The following is a 16,982-nucleotide window of genomic DNA, read 5'->3' on the forward strand; positions in this document are numbered from 1 at the left end:
TTCAGGTGGGCCTGGGCCACGTCGATGTCGGTGCCGGTGAACGGCGATGCTCCGCCGTTGAGGCAGGCCCACAGCAGGCACCCCAGTGAGTAGATGTCACTGGCCGGGGTGCCGGGGGAGCCCTGACTGCGTTCGGGGGCCAGCCACGCCCAGGTGCCGGCCACCGCCCCGGTCACGGTCAGACCGAGGCTGTCACCGGTGCGGGCGATGCCGAAGTCGCACAGATAGACATGCGGTTCCGTCGAGTCCGCAGAACGGAGCAGGACGTTGGCAGGTTTCACGTCGCGGTGCACCACTCCCGCCCGGTGGGCGTCGAACAACGCGTCGGCGACCTGGGCACAGATCCGGGCGGCCAACTGCGGGGGCAGCGGGCCGCGGCTGCGCAACAGCGCCCCGAGGTCGCCACCGTCGACGTACTGGGTGGTGATGTAGACGGTGTCGTCGTGGACACCGTGGTCGAAGATCGACACGATGTGGGCCGAGTCGACCCTGGCCAGGGTCGCCGCCTCGTGCGCGAACCGCTCCCGGAAGCTGGTGTCCGAGGCGAGCTGCGGCCACATCACCTTGAGCGCCACGGTGCGGTTCAGCTCGGTGTCCGTGGCCAGGTGGACGACGCCCATGCCGCCGCTGCCGAGCTGACGCTCGATGCGGTAGCGGCCGAACCTCGCGCCCACGGTGCCGGGGGTCATGCGATCTCGTCCAAGGCGTCGGGACTGTAGCCGCAGTCAGGGCAGGAGACCCAGTGGGTGAACGGGTCGAAGCCGGTGTCATTGCCGAGAGCGACACGGATCTCGGCGCGGCCGTCCACCTCGGGCACCATCACGATGTCGGTGCGCCGGTCTCCGTTGACGTCGGAGGCGACCAGGATCGCCCCGTCGCCGTGGTCCTTGGGGTCCCGGATGCGCGGGCCACGGGCGAACCCGTCGTCGCCGTCCGGGGTCCAGATGCGCACGTCGGAGGTCTCGTAGTCGGGGACACGGACCACCAGCGACGCGACGTCGTCCCCGTCGTTGTCGACGGCGGCCAGGGCGATGTCGCGCGACGACCCGTCCACCCGCGGAGCTCTGGTCGAGGGGACGAAGCGCCCGCCGGTGGAGGTCAGCATGGCGATGCGGCCGTCGTACTCGATGCGCTTGCCGGCAAAGCTCTGCCCACCCGCGACCACACCGGCGACGTCGTCGTCGCCGTCACCGTCGAAGTCCCCGAGCGCCAATGTCTTGCCGTCGGACTCGAGCGGAGCGGTGCCCCAGTCGACGGCTCGGGTGAAGGTCCGGCCCCGGTTGAGTGCCACCCGAAGCTGGAGGGGTGCGTCGTAGTCCGGTGCGGCGCCGAACATGAAGTCGGCACGACCGTCACCGTTGAAGTCGCCGGCGGCGGTGAGGCTGCCTGTGGGGTCCACTCCGTCGATACGGTAGCCCGCGGTGCGGCCCGTGGCGAACGTGACGAAGATGACGGCCGACTTGACCTCCGCGGTGTCGTCCGCGCCGTCGCCGTCGAAGTCCGCCCGGAGCGTCGAGACGGACCCGGTGCCGGCGTCGGGCCCACGAACCTGGCCGTCGGCGGCACCGGAGAAGAGAATCGTGCGGGGGGCGGTGTCGAAGTCGAGCAGCTGGAGGTCGCCGTACCCGTCTCCGTCGAGGTCGCCGACGATCGCCTCGGGTTCGGGAGGCGTCGTGGGTGTGCTCGGTGACGGCTTCGCCGTCGGCTGGTCCGCACCGTGGTCGCCGGTGGCCCACCAGATGCCGGCCCCGGTCAGGGGAACCAGCACGAGCAGGGCCGCGAGCGCCGGCAGCCAGCGTCGACGACGGCGACGCGGCGTCGTCACCCTGGGCGCGTAGGTGTCGACGTCGGAGGCGTCGAAGCCGGCAGGTGCGAGATCGGCCAGGGCACGCAGGTCGCGGGCCATGAGGTCGGCCGACGGATAGCGCCGGGCCGGGTCCTTGGCCATCGAGCCGGCCAGGATGCGGTTCAGCAGTCGGGCAGCAGGGTCGGTGCCGTTGAACTGCGGCACCGGGGCGTTGCGATGCGCGAGCGCAACCTGCACGTCGGTGCCCGAGTACGGCGGCTGCCCGGTCACCGCCGCCCAGACCAGGCAGCCCAGGGCGTAGATGTCGCTCGAGGGAGTGGCCGGAGCCCCGAGGGAGCGCTCCGGGGCCAGGTAGGCCCAGGTGCCGGCCACACCGCCGGCCATGGTCAGGCCCTCCTGCTCGGTCTGCGCGATGCCGAAGTCGCACAGGTAGGCCTGCTGCTTGGGGTGGTCGGGGTCGCGGACCAGGATGTTGGCCGGCTTCACGTCACGGTGCACGATGCCGGCGCGGTGAGCATCGTCCAGGGCCGCGGCAATCTGCGCGGCGACGGCGGCCGCCATCGGCGGCGGCATCGGGCCACGCCGGTCGACCAGCTGACCGAGGTCCCCGCCGGCGATGAACTGGGTGGCGATGAACGGGACGCCGTCCTGCTCGCCGTGCTCGAAGATCTGCGTGATGTGCGGCGAGTTCAGGCGAGCCAGGGCATCGGCCTCGCGGTGGAACCGCTCCAGGAACTCCTCTGACCCGGCGAGCTCGGCCGACATCACCTTGAGGGCGACCGCGCGGCCGAGTCGGGTGTCGTGGGCGAGGAAGACCATGCCCATCCCACCTCGGCCGAGCAGTCGGTCGAGGTGGTAGCGGCCGAACTCCTGGCCGACCTTCGGTGGGGTCACAGCGCCCGTCCGATCATGTGCCAGGACTCCTTGCAGTCCTTGTTGAGGCACTCGGGTGCGGCCCAGCGGCGTGGCTCGCTGAAGCTGGTCCCGGTCGAGGTCGCCACGTCGATCGTGACCGCACCGCCCTCGGCGGTGTGGAGGAGGACCGCGTCGGCGAGACCGTCACCGTTGACGTCGGAGGTGATCATGCGGTTGCTGCCCTCATCGGGGTCTGCGCCGGGATCGTTCGCCCAGGTGACGCCGGCCGAGACCTCGCCGTCCTCCACCTCGAAGACCTGCAGGGTGCTCGACTTCGCGGTGGCGTGGACGACGATCTCGTCGGTGCCGTCGCCGTCCACGTCGGCGACCTCGAGGGGCGAGGAGTACTCCTCGTCGCCGGTCACCGCGCGTCGCGAGCTGGCGGTGCCGAAGGAGTCGGCGTCAGAGATCATGACCTGCAGTTGCGGTGTGAGGTGCGGCCTGTCCTTGGTGGGCCTGGGCAGTCGACGCAGGACGAGGTCGGCGTCGCCGTCGCCGTCGATGTCTCCGGCGCTGAGGTATTCGCTGTAGTCCAACCAGCCCGGCACCACACCCCACTGCTCCGGATCGGTGAATCCCTCGTCGGAGCTGAGCGCGACCTCGACGATGAGGTCGGTCCGGGCGGCGTCGGGGTCCCGGCCGTAGGACAGGACCAGGTCGTCGCGGCCGTCGCCGTTCACATCGGCCAACAGCGGATAGGCCTCCTCACGGTTGGCCTTCTTCGGAAACTCCGCCTCCGAGCGAGTGCCGTCGGCGGCCAGGATCTCCGCGGACAGCGCGTTCGTCTCGAGGTTCTCGTCGACACCGACCACGTCGACCAGGCCGTCACCGTCGACGTCTCCGCTCACGCTCAGGCCCTCGGTCTGGGTGCGGCGGACCGGCGTGCCGAACCTCGTGCCGTCGGAGGTGAACAGGAAGTCGCGACCCTCCTTGTAGGCGTCGCCGAAGTTGTACCAACGGACGAGGACGTCGCCCTTGCCGTCTCCGTCCACGTCACCGAGGATCGCTGCCGGCTCATCCGAGTCGCCGGGCTCGTCGTCCTTCTGCCACACCGCGTACGCCGTACCGGCGGCGGCGAGCAGGGCGACCGCGACGGCGACCGGGAGCCAACGCCGACGCCCACGCCGGGCATGCGGCGCGCCGCCGGTGCCGGAGCGCACGGCGGTGCCGGTGTCGGTCGGCACGGTGGTCGAGGGGGCGGGCGCGACCAGGGCTCGGTCGCCGAACCGGGTGAGCGAGAGGAGGTCGGTGCGGAACTCCTCGGCGGTCGCGTAGCGGTCACCCGGGTTCTTGGCCAGTGCCCGGGCCAGCACCGCGTTGACCCGGGCCGTGACCGCGTCGTCGCCCACGAACTGGGGCACGGGCTGCTGCACCTGGGCCAGGGCCACCTCGACGTCGGAGCCGCCGTACGGCGCGTGACCGGTGAGCGTCGCCCACAGCACACAGCCGAGGGCGTAGATGTCGGAGGCCGGGGTGCCCGGATCGCCCTTGGTGCGTTCGGGAGCCAACCAGGCCCAACTGCCGGCGACGCCGCCGGTCCGGGTCAACCCGGTGGTGCCGGTGTGGGCGATGCCGAAGTCGCACAGGTAGGCGAAGGGCTCGGATCCGCGGTCGCGCAGCAGCACGTTGGTGGGCTTGACGTCTCGGTGCACGACGCCGGCGCGGTGGGCGTCGTCGAGCGCTCCGGCGATCTGGGCGCAGAGCGTGGCGGCGCGGGTCAGCGGCAGTGGGCCCTCGTCGCGCAGCACGTCGCCCAGGTCACCGCCGCGCACGAACTGGGTGGAGATCCACGGGACGCCGTCCTCGACGCCGTGGTCGTGGATGGTCACCACGTGCGGGGAGTCGAGCCTGGCCATCACGTCGGCCTCGCGCTCGAAGCGTTGGGTGAACTCGTCGTCACCGTGCAGGCGGCCGGCCATCACCTTCAACGCGACCGTGCGGTTGAGCCGGGTGTCGGTGGCCCGGAAGACCACGCCCATGCCGCCCATGCCGATGCGCTCTTCGATCAGGTAGCGCCCGAAACGACTGCCGGGTGAGGGGGAGTTGAGGTTCATGTCGCGCTTCGGGTCACAGTCCGTCAGGGCACCCGGCCGGCGGGTGCTGTGGGTCGCTGATGCAGGCGTAGTAGCTCGGGAGCGGCGGCTCGGTGTCCGGTCGGGGGAACAGCAGGTCGGGGTTCTGTGCGGTGGCGAGCAGGGTGTCGCCCGTGATGCGCACCTTGGACTTCAGCTTGTCGATGGCAGCGGATGCGGGCACTCGCTGGATCCGTTCCCCGACGGAGATCTCCGGCCGTCCGGTGGTCAGGTCGCCGGGAATGGAGACCCGGTGCGACAGCTCGGTGCTGCCGTCGATGTGGAACCAGGTCTCGAGGGCGACGGTGCCGTCGGCGGCGGTGAGCAGCCGGCAGGCCGACAGCTCGCTGTTGAGGTCCTTGCACGTCGCGGTCAGGGCGTACTTGTCGTCCGAGGGGATGTGGGAGACCCGCAGGCTGACCGAGTAGTCCTTGCTCCTGCTGTCGACGGTCCACTGGGTGGCGATGTCCCACTCGCTCGGGTCGAGGTCTCGGGGCATGCCGTCGACGATGTTGCCCTGCGTCACGCTCCAGGTGTGGGCCTTCGGATCTTCGGGGGTCCCGGCAGGGAACAGGGCGACGATCGCGTCCGTGAGAACGGCGGCTCGCGACCCCGGCTCATCGGTGTCGGTGGGATCCGTCGTGGCGCTGGTCGTCTCGGTGGTCGTGTCGGTCGCCGGGGTGTCCGAGGTCGCACCGCTGCTCGGGTCGTCGGCACCGGGGTTGCTGTCGTCGTCGTTCTGCGCGATCGCCCACACGGCGCCCCCGACACCCAGGGCGATCACGAGTGCGGCGCAGGCCGCGATCAGGGCACCGCCCTTGCGTGGCCTCCGTGGAGCAGGTGGTGGCAGGGGTCGCGGCCCGTCGGCCAGGAGGGCCGCGCGGAACTCGCCGGCACTGGCGAACCGCTGGGTCGGGTCCTTGGCCATCGCTCGTTCCAGGACGGTGTTGAGGTGGCGGGCGTCGACCCCGGGTAGTTGTCTCACCGGAGCGTTCACGTGCGCCTGCGCCACCTGCAGGTCCGAGCCGGCGTACGGCGCATCACCGGTGAGGCACGCCCACAACACGCATCCGAGGGCGTAGATGTCGCTGGCCGGGGAGGCGGGGGCGCCGTTGAGTCGTTCGGGGGAGAGGTAGGCCCAGGACCCGGCGACCGCACCCGTCGCGGTCTGACCGTGCTGCCCGGGCAGGTCGCCGGCCTGCGCGATACCGAAGTCGCAGAGATAGGTGAACAGTGAGGGCGCATCGGGATCGCGCACCAGCACGTTGGCCGGTTTGACGTCGCGGTGCACGATGCCGCTGCGGTGGGCGTCGTCGAGCGCCTCGGCCAGTTGGCCGACCAGTGCCACCGCTGCCGGGCGGGGCAGCGGACCGCGGCTCCGCAACAGGGCGCCCAGGTCGCCGCCACCGACGAGCTGGGTGGCGATGTAGGCCGAGCCGTCGTGCTCGCCGTGCTCGAAGATCGACACGATGTGCGGCGAGTCGAGCCGGGCGAGGATCGAGGCCTCCCGCTGGAAGCGGGCGGCGAACCCGGGGTCCCCGGCGAGGTTGGAGGAGACCACCTTGAGTGCCACGCGCCGGCCTAGCCGGGTGTCCGTGGCAGCGAAGACCACACCCATGCCGCCAGAGCCCAGCCGCGACTCGATGCGGTAGGGCCCGAAATTGCTGCCAGGAGTCAACATGTCGGGCCCATCTTGCCTCACGCGGATCCCGCAGACGCCCATGCACCACGCGGTGAGCGGTCGGTAGGATCACCGCCCGTGAAGACTCTCGTCATCGGCACCGGCGGCCGCGAACACGCCCTCGTTCTCGCACTCGCCAACGACCCGGGGGTCACGGAGGTGCACGCGGCGCCGGGCAACCCGGGCATCGCTGCCGATGCCACCCTCCATGCGGTCGACCCCATGGACGGTGCCGCCGTTGCCGAGCTGGCCGTCGAGATCGGTGCGGACCTGGTCATCGTCGGACCGGAGGCGCCGCTGGTCGCCGGAGTCGCCGATGCGGTGACCGGACGGGGCATCACCTGCTTCGGGCCGACCCTGGCCGCCGCGCGACTCGAGGGATCGAAGGCGTTCAGCAAGGAGGTGATGGCCGCGGCCGGTGTGCCGACCGCCGGTTCGCTCACCTGCACGACCCCGGATGAGGCCGCGGCCGCGCTGGACGCGTTCGGGGCGCCGTACGTCGTCAAGGACGATGCGTTGGCTGCCGGCAAGGGAGTGGTCGTCACCGGCGATCGCGACGAGGCCCTGGCCCACGCGGCCACCTGCGGCACCGTGGTGGTCGAGGAGTTCCTCGACGGTCCCGAGGTGTCGGTGTTCGCGGTCTGCGACGGCGCCACCGCCCACGCCCTGCGCCCGGCCCAGGACTTCAAGCGCATCTTCGACGGCGGTCGCGGCGCCAACACCGGCGGGATGGGGTCCTACACCCCGCTCACCTGGGCGCCCGGCGACCTCGCCGCGACGGTGCTCGAGACCGTCGTGCAGCCCACCCTCGACGAGATGGTTCGCCGCGGTACGCCGTTCCGCGGCTGCCTCTATGTGGGGCTCGCGCTGACCGAGGCCGGACCGAAGGTGATCGAGTTCAACGTGCGCTTCGGCGACCCCGACATCCAGCCGGTGCTGGCCACGCTCGAGTCGCCGTTGGGCGAGCTGCTGCTCGCTGCCGCCCAGGGCCGGCTCGCCGAGGTGCCCGCCCCCACCTTCCGTGACGACGCCTGCGTCACCGTGGTGCTGGCCTCCGCCGGCTATCCGGAGTCATCGTCGAAGGGTGACGTGATCACCGGTGTCGGTGCGGCCAACGGCGTCAACGATGTCGACGTGATCCATGCGGGGACGGCGATCGTCGACGGATCGCTGGTGACCGCCGGCGGCCGGGTGCTCGCCGTACGCGCCGTGGGTTATGACGTCGACGACGCTCGGGCGCGGGCCTATGCGGCTGCCGACCTGATCACGTTCGAGGGCATGCAGCGTCGCAGCGACATCGCCGCCGAACCGCTCGGTGTGGTCGAGGGTGCCGCCGCACGCGACTGATCCTGCGGATGACCGTGCGCGACTGTCTCTCGCCCGGGCGCATGATTCGGGAGGTCCCGCCACCCGTGGGAGAATCTGGCCTCGTGACCGTCCCCAACGTCCTCGCCACCCGCTATGCCGCCGCCGACCTCGCCGCGATCTGGTCCCCCGAGCACAAGATCGTGCTCGAGCGCCAGCTCTGGATCGCCGTGCTCAAGGCCCAGAAGGACCTCGGCATCGACGTGCCCGACGGTGTCGTCGAGGCCTACGAGAAGGTCGTGGACCAGGTCGATCTCGACTCCATCGCCGCCCGTGAACGGATCACCCGCCACGACGTGAAGGCCCGCATCGAGGAGTTCTGCGCGCTGGCCGGCCACGAGCACATCCACAAGGGAATGACGTCTCGCGACCTCACCGAGAACGTCGAGCAGCTCCAGGTGCGCCAGTCGCTCGAGCTGCTCCGCGACCGCGGCATCGCCACCTTGGCCCGGCTGGCCCGGCTGGCCACCGAGCACGAGACCACCGTGATGGCCGGCCGCTCCCACAACGTGGCGGCCCAGGCCACCACTCTCGGCAAGCGCTTCGCCACCGTCGCCGACGAGATGCTGGTCGCGATCACCCGCATCGAGGAGCTGCTGGCCCGCTACCCGCTGCGCGGCATCAAGGGCCCGATGGGCACCGCCCAGGACATGCTCGACCTGCTCGACGGCGACGCCGCCAAGCTGGCCGACCTCGAGTCCCGGGTGGCCGCCCACCTCGGCTTCGACAACGTGCTCACCTCCGTCGGCCAGGTCTACCCGCGCTCGCTCGACTTCGAGGCCGTCTCCGCCCTCGTGCAGCTGGTCGCCGGCCCGTCCAACCTGGCCACCACGATCCGGCTGATGGCCGGCATCGAGCTGGTCACCGAGGGCTTCAAGGAGGGCCAGGTCGGCTCCTCGGCGATGCCCCACAAGATGAACACCCGCTCGTGCGAGCGGGTCAACGGCCTCGCCGTCATCCTGCGCGGCCACCTCTCCATGGTCGGCGAGCTGGCCGGTGACCAGTGGAACGAGGGCGACGTCTCCTGCTCGGTCGTACGCCGGGTGGCCCTGCCCGACGCGTTCTTCGCCGCCGACGGGTTGTTCCAGACCTTCCTCACGGTGCTCGACGAGTTCGGTGCGTTCCCGGCTGTGATCCAGCGCGAGCTCGACCGCTACCTGCCGTTCCTGGCCACCACCAAGGTGCTGATGAGTGCCGTGCGCAACGGCGTCGGGCGTGAGACCGCTCACGAGGCGATCAAGGAGAACGCGGTCGCCGTGGCCCTCGAGATGCGTCAGGGGCTGGCCGCCAACGACCTCTTCGACTGGCTTGCCGCCGATGAGCGGTTGGGCCTCACCAAGGACCAGATCGCCGCCCTGGTGGCCGATCCGATCGCCTTCACGGGTGCGGCGGTGGAGCAGACCCAGGCCGTCGTACGCCGGATCGCCGACGTGGTCGCCGAGCACCCCGAGGCGGCGGCCTACGCCCCCGGCGACATCCTCTGACCATGTGATCGGAGCCTCGTCACAGGTTGCGTCATCGCTGGCAACCTGAAACGGTCAATGGGTTTTGACCCTTACGTCGAGGAGGCGCACTCCACAGTGACAGCCCAGCAAGATCCACCGCACTCCGCTTCCGAAGGTGTGGACCAACCCCACCCTGCCCTCGACTTCACTGCCGAGGTGGAGGCGGCCCAGGACACCTCCAAGCTCGACAAGGTCGTCTTCGGTGTCACCGCCGCGATCGCCATCGGCTTCCTGATCTGGGGCTTCGTCAGCACGGCGTCCCTGAACTCGTCGTCCTCCGATGCGCTCAGTTGGACGATGGAGTACCTCGGCTGGTTCTTCGTGATCACCGCGTCGGGCTTCGTGATCTTCGTGATCTGGCTGGCCCTCGGAAAGTATGGCCACATCCCGCTCGGCCGCGACGGCGACGAACCCGAGTTCCGGACCTCGTCGTGGATCGCGATGATGTTCTCCGCCGGCATGGGCATCGGCCTGATGTTCTACGGCGTCAGCGAGCCGCTCACCTTCTTCGCCGGTGACGCGACCAACCCGAAGGAGCCCGCTGGCATCCCCGGCACCGAGAATGCCGATCAGGTCGAGCTCGCGCGACAGGCGATGGCCCAGACGCTGTTCCACTGGACCCTGCACCCGTGGGCGATCTATGCCGTGGTCGGTCTCGCCATCTCGTACGGCGTCTTCCGCAAGGGCCGTCTGCAGCTGATCAGCTCGGCCTTCGAGCCGCTGCTCGGCAAGCACGTGCACGGCCCCATCGGCAAGGTCATCGACATGCTGGCGATCTTCGCCACCCTGTTCGGGTCGGCCGCCTCCCTGGGGCTCGGTGCCCTGCAGATCAAGGAGGGCGTCATGATCGTCGGGGGGATCAACGAGATCGGCAACGCCGTTCTGGTCGGCATCATCGTCTTCCTGACGATCTGCTTCATCCTCTCCGCGGTCTCGGGTGTCTCCAAGGGGATCCAGTACCTCTCGAACATCAACATGGTGTTGGCCCTGGTGTTGGCCCTGTTCGTCTTCTTCGTCGGCCCGACGATGTTCATCTTGAACTTCCTGCCCAGCGCCATGGCCGAATACGGCCAGTTGATGCCGCAGATGGCCGGCCGGGTCAACGGCCAGGGCGCTTACACCGAGTCCTGGCTGACCTTCTACACGGTCTTCTACTGGGCCTGGTGGATCTCGTGGACGCCCTTCGTGGGCATGTTCATCGCGCGCATCTCGCGAGGCCGTACGATCCGTCAGTTCGTGACCGGTGTGCTGCTGGTGCCGAGCATGGTCAGCCTGGTCTGGTTCGCCATCTTCGGAGGCGCCGCGATCAAGTTCCAGATGCTCTTCGAGAGCGACCCGAAGAACCATGACGCCGTCTTCACGGGTGGGGCCGAGGCCCAGCTGTTCAACACTCTGGACCAGCTGCCGTTCTCGACCATTGCCACGGTGCTGGTGATCATCCTGGTCGGCATCTTCTTCGTGTCCGGCGCCGACGCGGCCTCGATCGTGATGGGGTCGCTCTCCCAGCACGGCGCCCTGGAGCCCAAGCGGCTCCCGGTCATCTTCTGGGGCGTGGCCACCGGTGCCGTCGCAGCGGTGATGCTGCTCGTCGGTGGAGACGAGGCCCTCAACGGGTTGAAACAGATCACGATCGTCGCCGCGGTGCCGTTCGTCTTCGTGATGGTGGGCCTGTGCGTCTCGCTGGTCAAGGACCTGTCCCACGACCCGCTGATCGTCCGTTCGGAATATGCCCGTCAGGCGGTGCACGACGCCGTGGTCACCGGTGTCACCGAGCATGGCGACGACTTCGTGATCGCGATCGAGGAGGCCGAGCCCGTCCCCGAGACCGAGTCGGATGACGACGTTGACGCGGTCGACCGCGCGCAGTCGGCCGACCGGAGCGGCGGTTCCGACCCGGTCTAGCTCCTCGGCGGCAGCGCGGGAACGGACAACGGGCCGCGACACACCGACGTACCGGTGTGTCGCGGCCCGTTTCGTGTTCGGTGCGGGCTCGCCAGGTCAGGTCGCGGGCTTGACGTCCATCACGACGTCGAACTCCAACAGGTCCGCGCCGGAGGCCACCGGCTTGCCGTGCTCCCCGGAGTGGGCGGCGCGGGCGTCTCCGTCGCGCCAGGCGGCGAAGGACTCCTCGTCCTCCCATTGCGTCACCACGAAGTAGCGCTCCTCGCCGGCGGTGGGACGCAGCAGCTGGAAGCCGAGGAACCCGGGGGAGCTCTCCACGGTTCCCGCTCGGGCGGCGAAGCGCCGTTCGAGCTCGGCATGAGCCTGCGGGGGGACGTTGATGGCGTTGATCTTCACGACGGGCATGCCTCTGACACTATCGGCCCCGTTTCAGACCAGGGCCTCGCCCTCGTGGGTGGCCAGCTTGCGGGCCACCTCGGTCCAGTCGGCGTGCCACACGTCCTCGGGCCCGGGTGGGAGCATCTCGTCCCACTCGACCGCCATGCTGCCGAGGATGATCGGGAACCGGTCGGGCCGCGCGATGAACCACAGGTGCAGGTGGGCGCCACCGTCGCCCCAACGGCAGACGTGGACCCGTCCGATGTTGGGCAACCCGGCCATGATCCGCGACAGGCGCACCTGCAGCTGCCCGTACTCGGCGGCCATCTCCTCGTCGAGGTCATCGCCGTCGAGGTGTTCGACCGGGTGCAGCCACAGCATCAGCGGAAGCCCGGTCGGCGCCTTGCCGCGGGTGACCTTCCAGTGTTCGTTGCGCCAGATCACCAGCTCGTCGCTGCCCTCGGCGCAGGTCCAGCAGGGCTTCCCGCCCTCTCCGTTGCGCGGCTCCTCGACAGCGACGGGAGGGGTGAGCACCTTCGGCTGCAGCGCGCCGTCGACCAGCTCCCAGGGGAAGATGTCCCACTCGCCGACCGGCGGCATCGGCAGCCGCCCGCTCTCGTCGACGGCTGCGACGACGCGGGCGTAGATCTCTTCACTCGTCTGCGGCATGGACCCAGCCTGCCATGTGCTCGCCGGGGCACGAGGCTCGGATCGGGTGGGTCCGCCCGGCCGGCCACGACGTACGACGGCACCGCGGCCGAGCCGCCCCCACCGGCACCGCCGCGCTGGAAGCGGATGGTCGCGATCTTCCTGCCATGGATCACCGGACGGATGTCGTGGTGGCTGCACCGGTGAGCGCCGATAGGCTCGGGCCATGCTGAACATCCCGGAAGCGCCCGCCATCGACGGCACCACGCACCTGCACTCCGGCAAGGTCCGCGACCTCTACGGCATCGATGCCGGTGAGTTCGCCGGCCACCTGCTGATGGTGGCGAGTGACCGGATCAGCGCCTACGACTTCGTGCTCAGCTCCACGATCCCCGACAAGGGCGAGATCCTCACCCGGATGTCGCTGTGGTGGTTCGACGAGCTCGGCGCCGACCACCACGTGGTCTCCACCGATGTTCCCGAGTCGGTGAAGGGGCGAGCCGTGATCTGCGAGAGCCTCGAGATGTTCCCGGTCGAGTGCGTCGCCCGTGGCTACCTCACCGGCTCCGGTCTGCGGGAGTACGCCGACTCCGGCGAGGTGTGCGGCATCGCCCTCCCGGCCGGCCTCGAGGACGGCAGCCGACTGCCCGAGCCGATCTTCACACCGGCCACCAAGGCCGAGGTGGGCGACCACGACGAGAACGTCTCCTTCGACGCGGTCGTCGCCGCGATCGGCGCCGAGGATGCCGCGGCCCTGCGCGACCAGACTCTCGACATCTACGGCCGCGCCGAGGCGATCGCCCGCGACCGAGGGATCATCCTGGCCGACACCAAGTTCGAGTTCGGTCGCCGCGAGAACGGCCTGATCGTGCTCGCCGACGAGGTGCTCACCCCCGACTCGTCACGGTTCTGGCCGGCCGACGAGTGGCAGCCCGGCCGTCCGCAGCCCTCCTACGACAAGGACGTCATCCGCAACTGGCTGACCTCACCGGCTTCCGGGTGGGACCGCACCTCGGGCGAGCAGCCACCGGTGCTGCCCGACGAGGTGGTCGAGCTGACTCGCTCGAAGTACATCGAGGCCTACGAGCGGCTGACCGGCAACACCTGGTGACGTTCAACCTCGACGTCGATGTCGCCCGGCCACCTGCGGAGGTGTTCGCGTGGCTGGCCGATCTGCGCAACCGGCCCCGTTGGCAGGCCAGCCTGCGGGGGATCGAGCTCGCCGGTGAGCCGCCGTACGGCGTGGGCACCCGGTGGATCGACGTGACCTGGCCGGGGGTGCGTCCCCGCATGGAGGTCACCGGCTTCGAGCCGGGCATGTGGTGGGCCGAGCAGGGCAGGTGGCACGGGCTGGTCGTCGACCTCGTCCTCGAGTTCCTCCCGAGCGGTGCCGGTACGACGGTGCGGGCCACGGCCTCGACGCACGCACCAGGCTGGCGTCGTCCGCTCGGCTGGGCACTCGATCGCATCGGCCCGGTGGCCGCGCGTGACGACCTGCGCCGGGCCGCCCGGCTGCTCGAGGGCTGAGGACGCGACCGCACGGTTTCGTCGCGACCTGCGTGGGCCGGTGCACGGTCCCGGTCACGTGGCTCCAGGGGAGTCGTGATGCGGTGCCGCGGTCGGGCCCCGGCTGTCCACCCGGTCAGCCGAGCGTTCGACCGTGACTGCTGCTGGATAGGGTCTGCGGCATGAGTGAGGCCGCCGCGACCACCGCCCTGCCCGTCGTCGAGATGTGGACCGACGGGGCCTGCAAGGGCAACCCCGGAGTCGGGGGGTGGGGGGCGTGGATGCGCTCCGGCGGCCACGAGCGGGAGCTGTTCGGCGGCTCGCCGCTGACCACCAACAACCAGATGGAGCTGCAGGCCGTCATCGAGGGACTGACCGCGCTGACCCAGCGGTGCGAGGTCACCCTGCACGTCGACTCGACGTACGTCATGAACGGCATGAAGTCGTGGATTGCTGGCTGGAAGCGCAACGGCTGGAAGACCTCGGCCAAGAAGCCGGTCAAGAACGTCGAGCTCTGGCAGGCCCTCGACGAGCAGGTCAACCGCCACGAGGTGCACTGGGTGTGGGTCAAGGGTCACGCCGGTGACCCGGGCAACGAGCGTGCTGACGAGTTGGCCAACAAGGGTGTCGAGCTCGTTCGTTCCGGCGTCCAGTGATCCGGTCCGGAATCGGAGACGTGTCTGTGACGGGGCGCACACCGGCAGGCTAGGTTTTGCGCATGCTGAATCTCGCCTCGCTCCTGGACGACTCCGCCCGCAAGTACGCCGATCGCGACGCGATCATCCTCGGTGAGACGAGGTTGACCTACGCGCAAGTCAACGGCGCCGCCAACCAGGTGGCGAACCTGCTCGTCGAGCGTGGCGTGCAGCCGGGCGACAAGGTGGCGCTCAGCTGCCCGAACCTGCCGTACTTCTCGATCGTCTACTACGGCATCCTCAAGGCCGGCGCGACGGTCGTCCCCCTCAACGTGCTGCTCAAGGGCCGCGAGATCGCCTACCACCTCGACGACTCCGACGCGGTGGCGTACTTCTGCTTCGAGGGCACCCCCGACCTGCCGATGGCGCAGGAGGGCTCGGTCGGCTTCGAGCAGACGCCCGGCTGCACGCGGTTCTTCGTGATCACCGCGGACCCCGCGGCGGGGTCGCCGATCGAGGGCGTCGAGACCTTGGGCCAGGCGCTGGCCGGGAAGTCGCCGGTCTTCGAGACCGTCGCCACCGAGGCCGACGACACGGCGGTGATCCTCTACACCTCCGGAACCACCGGACAGCCCAAGGGCGCGGAGCTGATGCACCGCAACATGCACTCCAACGCGACGGCGTCCGAGGAGCTCTTCGACGCCGAGGTGGACCGTCCCGACACCTACCTGTGCGTGTTGCCGCTCTTCCACTCGTTCGGGCAGACCGTGATCCAGAACGGGGCCTTCGCGTTCGGCGGCACGGTCGTGATGCTGCCGCGCTTCGAGGCCCAGGCGGCCCTGGGCTTGATGCTCAAGGAGAAGGTCACCTTCTTCGCCGGGGTGCCGACGATGTACTGGGGGCTCCTCGGTGCCCTCGAGGACGGCGTCGACGTCTCGGCCATCGCCAAGAACCTCCGGGTCGCCGCGGCCGGCGGCTCGGCACTGCCGGTCGAGGTGCACAAGGACTTCGAGGCGAAGTTCGGAGTCACCATCCTGGAGGGCTACGGCCTCTCCGAGACCTCGCCGGTGGCCAGCTTCTCGCCCTGGGGACGCGAGGTGCGCGTCGGCTCGATCGGCGTACCGATCCCTGGTGTGGAGATGAAGCTGATCGACGCCGAGTGGAACGAGCTCGAGCCCGGCGACGACGTGGTGGGCGAGATCGCGGTCAAGGGGCCGAACATCATGAAGGGCTACTACGCCCGCCCCGACGCCACGGCCGAGGCGATCCACGACGACTGGTTCCGCACCGGCGACCTCGGTCGCAAGGACGCCGATGGCTACTACTACATCGTCGACCGTTCGAAGGACATGATCATCCGCGGTGGCTTCAACGTCTATCCGCGTGAGATCGAAGAGGTGCTGATGACCCACGACGCGGTCTCGTTGGCGGCGGTGATCGGCGTCCCCCACGAGAGCCACGGCGAGGAGATCAAGGCGTTCGTGATCCGCAACCCCGGGGCGACCACCACCGAGGCCGAGCTGATCGCGTGGGGCAAGGAGCAGATGGCCACCTACAAGTACCCACGCATCGTCGAGTACGTCGACGCGTTGCCGATGACCGCGACCGGCAAGATCCTCAAGCGCGAACTCAGCTGACGTAGGTCAGGTCGTCGACCAGCCACGCGCTGTCCTCGTTGACCAATGAGACGAGGAGCCGCTGGGTGCGGTCGACCGGCTTGCGCGCGGTCCTGTTCGTGACGGTGCCCGTCGTGGCGACCAGGACGGTGGCGCGGTCGCCGGAGAGGTCCTTGACCGCGGCCGCGGTCACCTCGGCCTGCATGACGCTCCGGTTCGCGCGGAGGAGCTTCTTCAGGCTGGGCAGTCCCTCGGTGTAGGTCTCACGGAAGCGACCGGTCGACAGCTCCGTCACCTTCTCGGTGTCGGTGTCCATCGTGCGGTGGTCGATGTTGTTGAACGCGGTGGCGAACTCGCTCGCGGCGTCGGCCACCTCGGCCCGCTCCGGATCGGGATCAGGGTCGGTGACCGGGCCGTCGCCCTCCAGGTCCTCGATCAACCACTCGTCGTTCGTCTCGGTCATGGTCACGAACAGGGTCACGGCCTCGAGCCGTGGGTTCTGTCCCTTCGGACGCCTCACCTGGTTGCCGAAGACCAGCAGCTTGATCGTGTCCCCGGCTCCGGTGATCACGGCCTTGTCGACGACTGTGAACTCCGTGGAGGTGCGACTCTTCCGCACCTGCTGGTCGGTCTTCTCGTGCAGCTGCTCCAGCTCGGAGGCGAGTCGCGGACTCAGGAAGGGTGCCGCCTCGTCGAGGACGTCGTCGTAGGCCGCGTAGTCATGGCTGAGCACCGCCTCGAGTCCCGAGCTCGCCTGGGCGAGAGCCTCGGTGCGGTCGGCCTCGCTCAGCGCGGTGCCAGACGGCGCGGGAGCCGCGGCGGGCCCGCGGCTGGAGACGGCCGGGTCCGTCGCCTCCGGCTCCGAGCAGGCCGCGATGCCGGTCAGGAGCAGGCAGGCGAGAGCGACGGTGGCGAGGGCGCGGCGGTCCGGAGTCACCGCGCCACTGTGCCC

Annotated in this window: 14 protein-coding genes; 7 read left to right on the forward strand and 7 right to left on the reverse strand. The window is 69.7% G+C overall.

Annotated elements, in window-relative coordinates; translation table 11 throughout:
- The 4 genes from NJ4_RS09880 to NJ4_RS09895 form a co-directional block, all read right to left on the reverse strand.
- Positions 1 to 689: serine/threonine-protein kinase (locus NJ4_RS09880; protein WP_157551022.1), on the reverse strand; the 689-nt coding region annotated here is incomplete at its 3' end.
- Positions 686 to 2,701, reverse strand: coding sequence for a serine/threonine-protein kinase (locus NJ4_RS09885; protein WP_067433811.1), 2,016 nt, complete (start codon positions 2,699 to 2,701; stop codon positions 686 to 688). The genes NJ4_RS09880 and NJ4_RS09885, both read right to left, overlap by 4 nt.
- Positions 2,698 to 4,776 (reverse strand): serine/threonine-protein kinase, encoded by a 2,079-nt coding sequence (locus NJ4_RS09890; RefSeq protein ID WP_067433814.1) that lies wholly within the window; start codon positions 4,774 to 4,776, stop codon positions 2,698 to 2,700. The genes NJ4_RS09885 and NJ4_RS09890 overlap by 4 nt, the downstream gene beginning before the upstream one ends.
- A gap of 13 nt (positions 4,777 to 4,789) precedes the next feature.
- Positions 4,790 to 6,475, reverse strand: coding sequence for a serine/threonine-protein kinase (locus NJ4_RS09895; RefSeq protein WP_169799238.1), 1,686 nt, complete (start codon positions 6,473 to 6,475; stop codon positions 4,790 to 4,792).
- A gap of 78 nt (positions 6,476 to 6,553) precedes the next feature.
- Between NJ4_RS09895 and purD the strand changes: the two genes are divergently transcribed.
- The 3 genes from purD to NJ4_RS09910 all read left to right on the forward strand — a co-directional run bounded on the left by purD (position 6,554) and on the right by NJ4_RS09910 (position 11,247).
- Positions 6,554 to 7,822, forward strand: a complete 1,269-nt coding sequence (gene purD / locus NJ4_RS09900; protein ID WP_067433820.1) for a phosphoribosylamine--glycine ligase — start codon at positions 6,554 to 6,556, stop codon at positions 7,820 to 7,822.
- Positions 7,823 to 7,905: 83 nt separating this feature from the next.
- Positions 7,906 to 9,324 (forward strand): adenylosuccinate lyase, encoded by a 1,419-nt coding sequence (gene purB, locus NJ4_RS09905; protein WP_067433823.1) that lies wholly within the window; start codon positions 7,906 to 7,908, stop codon positions 9,322 to 9,324.
- A 96-nt stretch (positions 9,325 to 9,420) separates the two neighbouring features.
- Positions 9,421 to 11,247, forward strand: coding sequence for a BCCT family transporter (locus tag NJ4_RS09910; protein WP_245644524.1), 1,827 nt, complete (start codon positions 9,421 to 9,423; stop codon positions 11,245 to 11,247).
- A gap of 96 nt (positions 11,248 to 11,343) precedes the next feature.
- Here NJ4_RS09910 and NJ4_RS09915 read toward each other — a convergent pair whose 3' ends face one another.
- On the reverse strand, positions 11,344 to 11,652 hold the full coding sequence (locus NJ4_RS09915) for an antibiotic biosynthesis monooxygenase family protein (RefSeq protein ID WP_067433829.1): 309 nt from the start codon (positions 11,650 to 11,652) through the stop codon (positions 11,344 to 11,346).
- Between the two features lie 24 nt (positions 11,653 to 11,676).
- A complete protein-coding gene (locus NJ4_RS09920; protein WP_067433832.1) occupies positions 11,677 to 12,294 on the reverse strand; it encodes a hypothetical protein in 618 nt (205 codons plus the stop codon).
- A 205-nt stretch (positions 12,295 to 12,499) separates the two neighbouring features.
- Here NJ4_RS09920 and NJ4_RS09925 point away from each other — a divergent pair, with 205 nt between their 5' ends.
- From NJ4_RS09925 to NJ4_RS09940, 4 genes are all read left to right on the forward strand, one after another.
- Positions 12,500 to 13,384 (forward strand): phosphoribosylaminoimidazolesuccinocarboxamide synthase, encoded by an 885-nt coding sequence (locus NJ4_RS09925; protein WP_067433835.1) that lies wholly within the window; start codon positions 12,500 to 12,502, stop codon positions 13,382 to 13,384.
- Positions 13,381 to 13,800: an SRPBCC family protein gene (locus NJ4_RS09930; protein WP_067433838.1), complete on the forward strand. Its 420-nt coding sequence runs from the start codon at positions 13,381 to 13,383 to the stop codon at positions 13,798 to 13,800. The genes NJ4_RS09925 and NJ4_RS09930 overlap by 4 nt, the downstream gene beginning before the upstream one ends.
- A gap of 161 nt (positions 13,801 to 13,961) precedes the next feature.
- The gene (gene rnhA / locus NJ4_RS09935) at positions 13,962 to 14,435 is read left to right on the forward strand and encodes a ribonuclease HI (protein WP_067433840.1); all 474 of its coding nucleotides are present in this window, start codon (positions 13,962 to 13,964) and stop codon (positions 14,433 to 14,435) included.
- Positions 14,436 to 14,497: 62 nt separating this feature from the next.
- Positions 14,498 to 16,051 carry a long-chain-fatty-acid--CoA ligase gene (locus NJ4_RS09940; RefSeq protein WP_067433842.1) on the forward strand — a complete coding sequence of 518 codons (1,554 nt, stop codon included), beginning with the start codon at positions 14,498 to 14,500 and terminating at the stop codon, positions 16,049 to 16,051.
- Here NJ4_RS09940 and NJ4_RS09945 read toward each other — a convergent pair.
- Positions 16,044 to 16,967, reverse strand: a complete 924-nt coding sequence (locus tag NJ4_RS09945; RefSeq protein ID WP_157551024.1) for a hypothetical protein — start codon at positions 16,965 to 16,967, stop codon at positions 16,044 to 16,046. The two genes, NJ4_RS09940 and NJ4_RS09945, sit on opposite strands and share 8 nt — an antisense overlap.
- Positions 16,968 to 16,982 lie beyond the last annotated feature (15 nt).

The sequence above is a fragment of the Nocardioides jensenii JCM 1364 = NBRC 14755 genome (genome assembly GCF_001552535.1).
GTDB lineage: Bacteria > Actinomycetota > Actinomycetes > Propionibacteriales > Nocardioidaceae > Nocardioides > Nocardioides jensenii.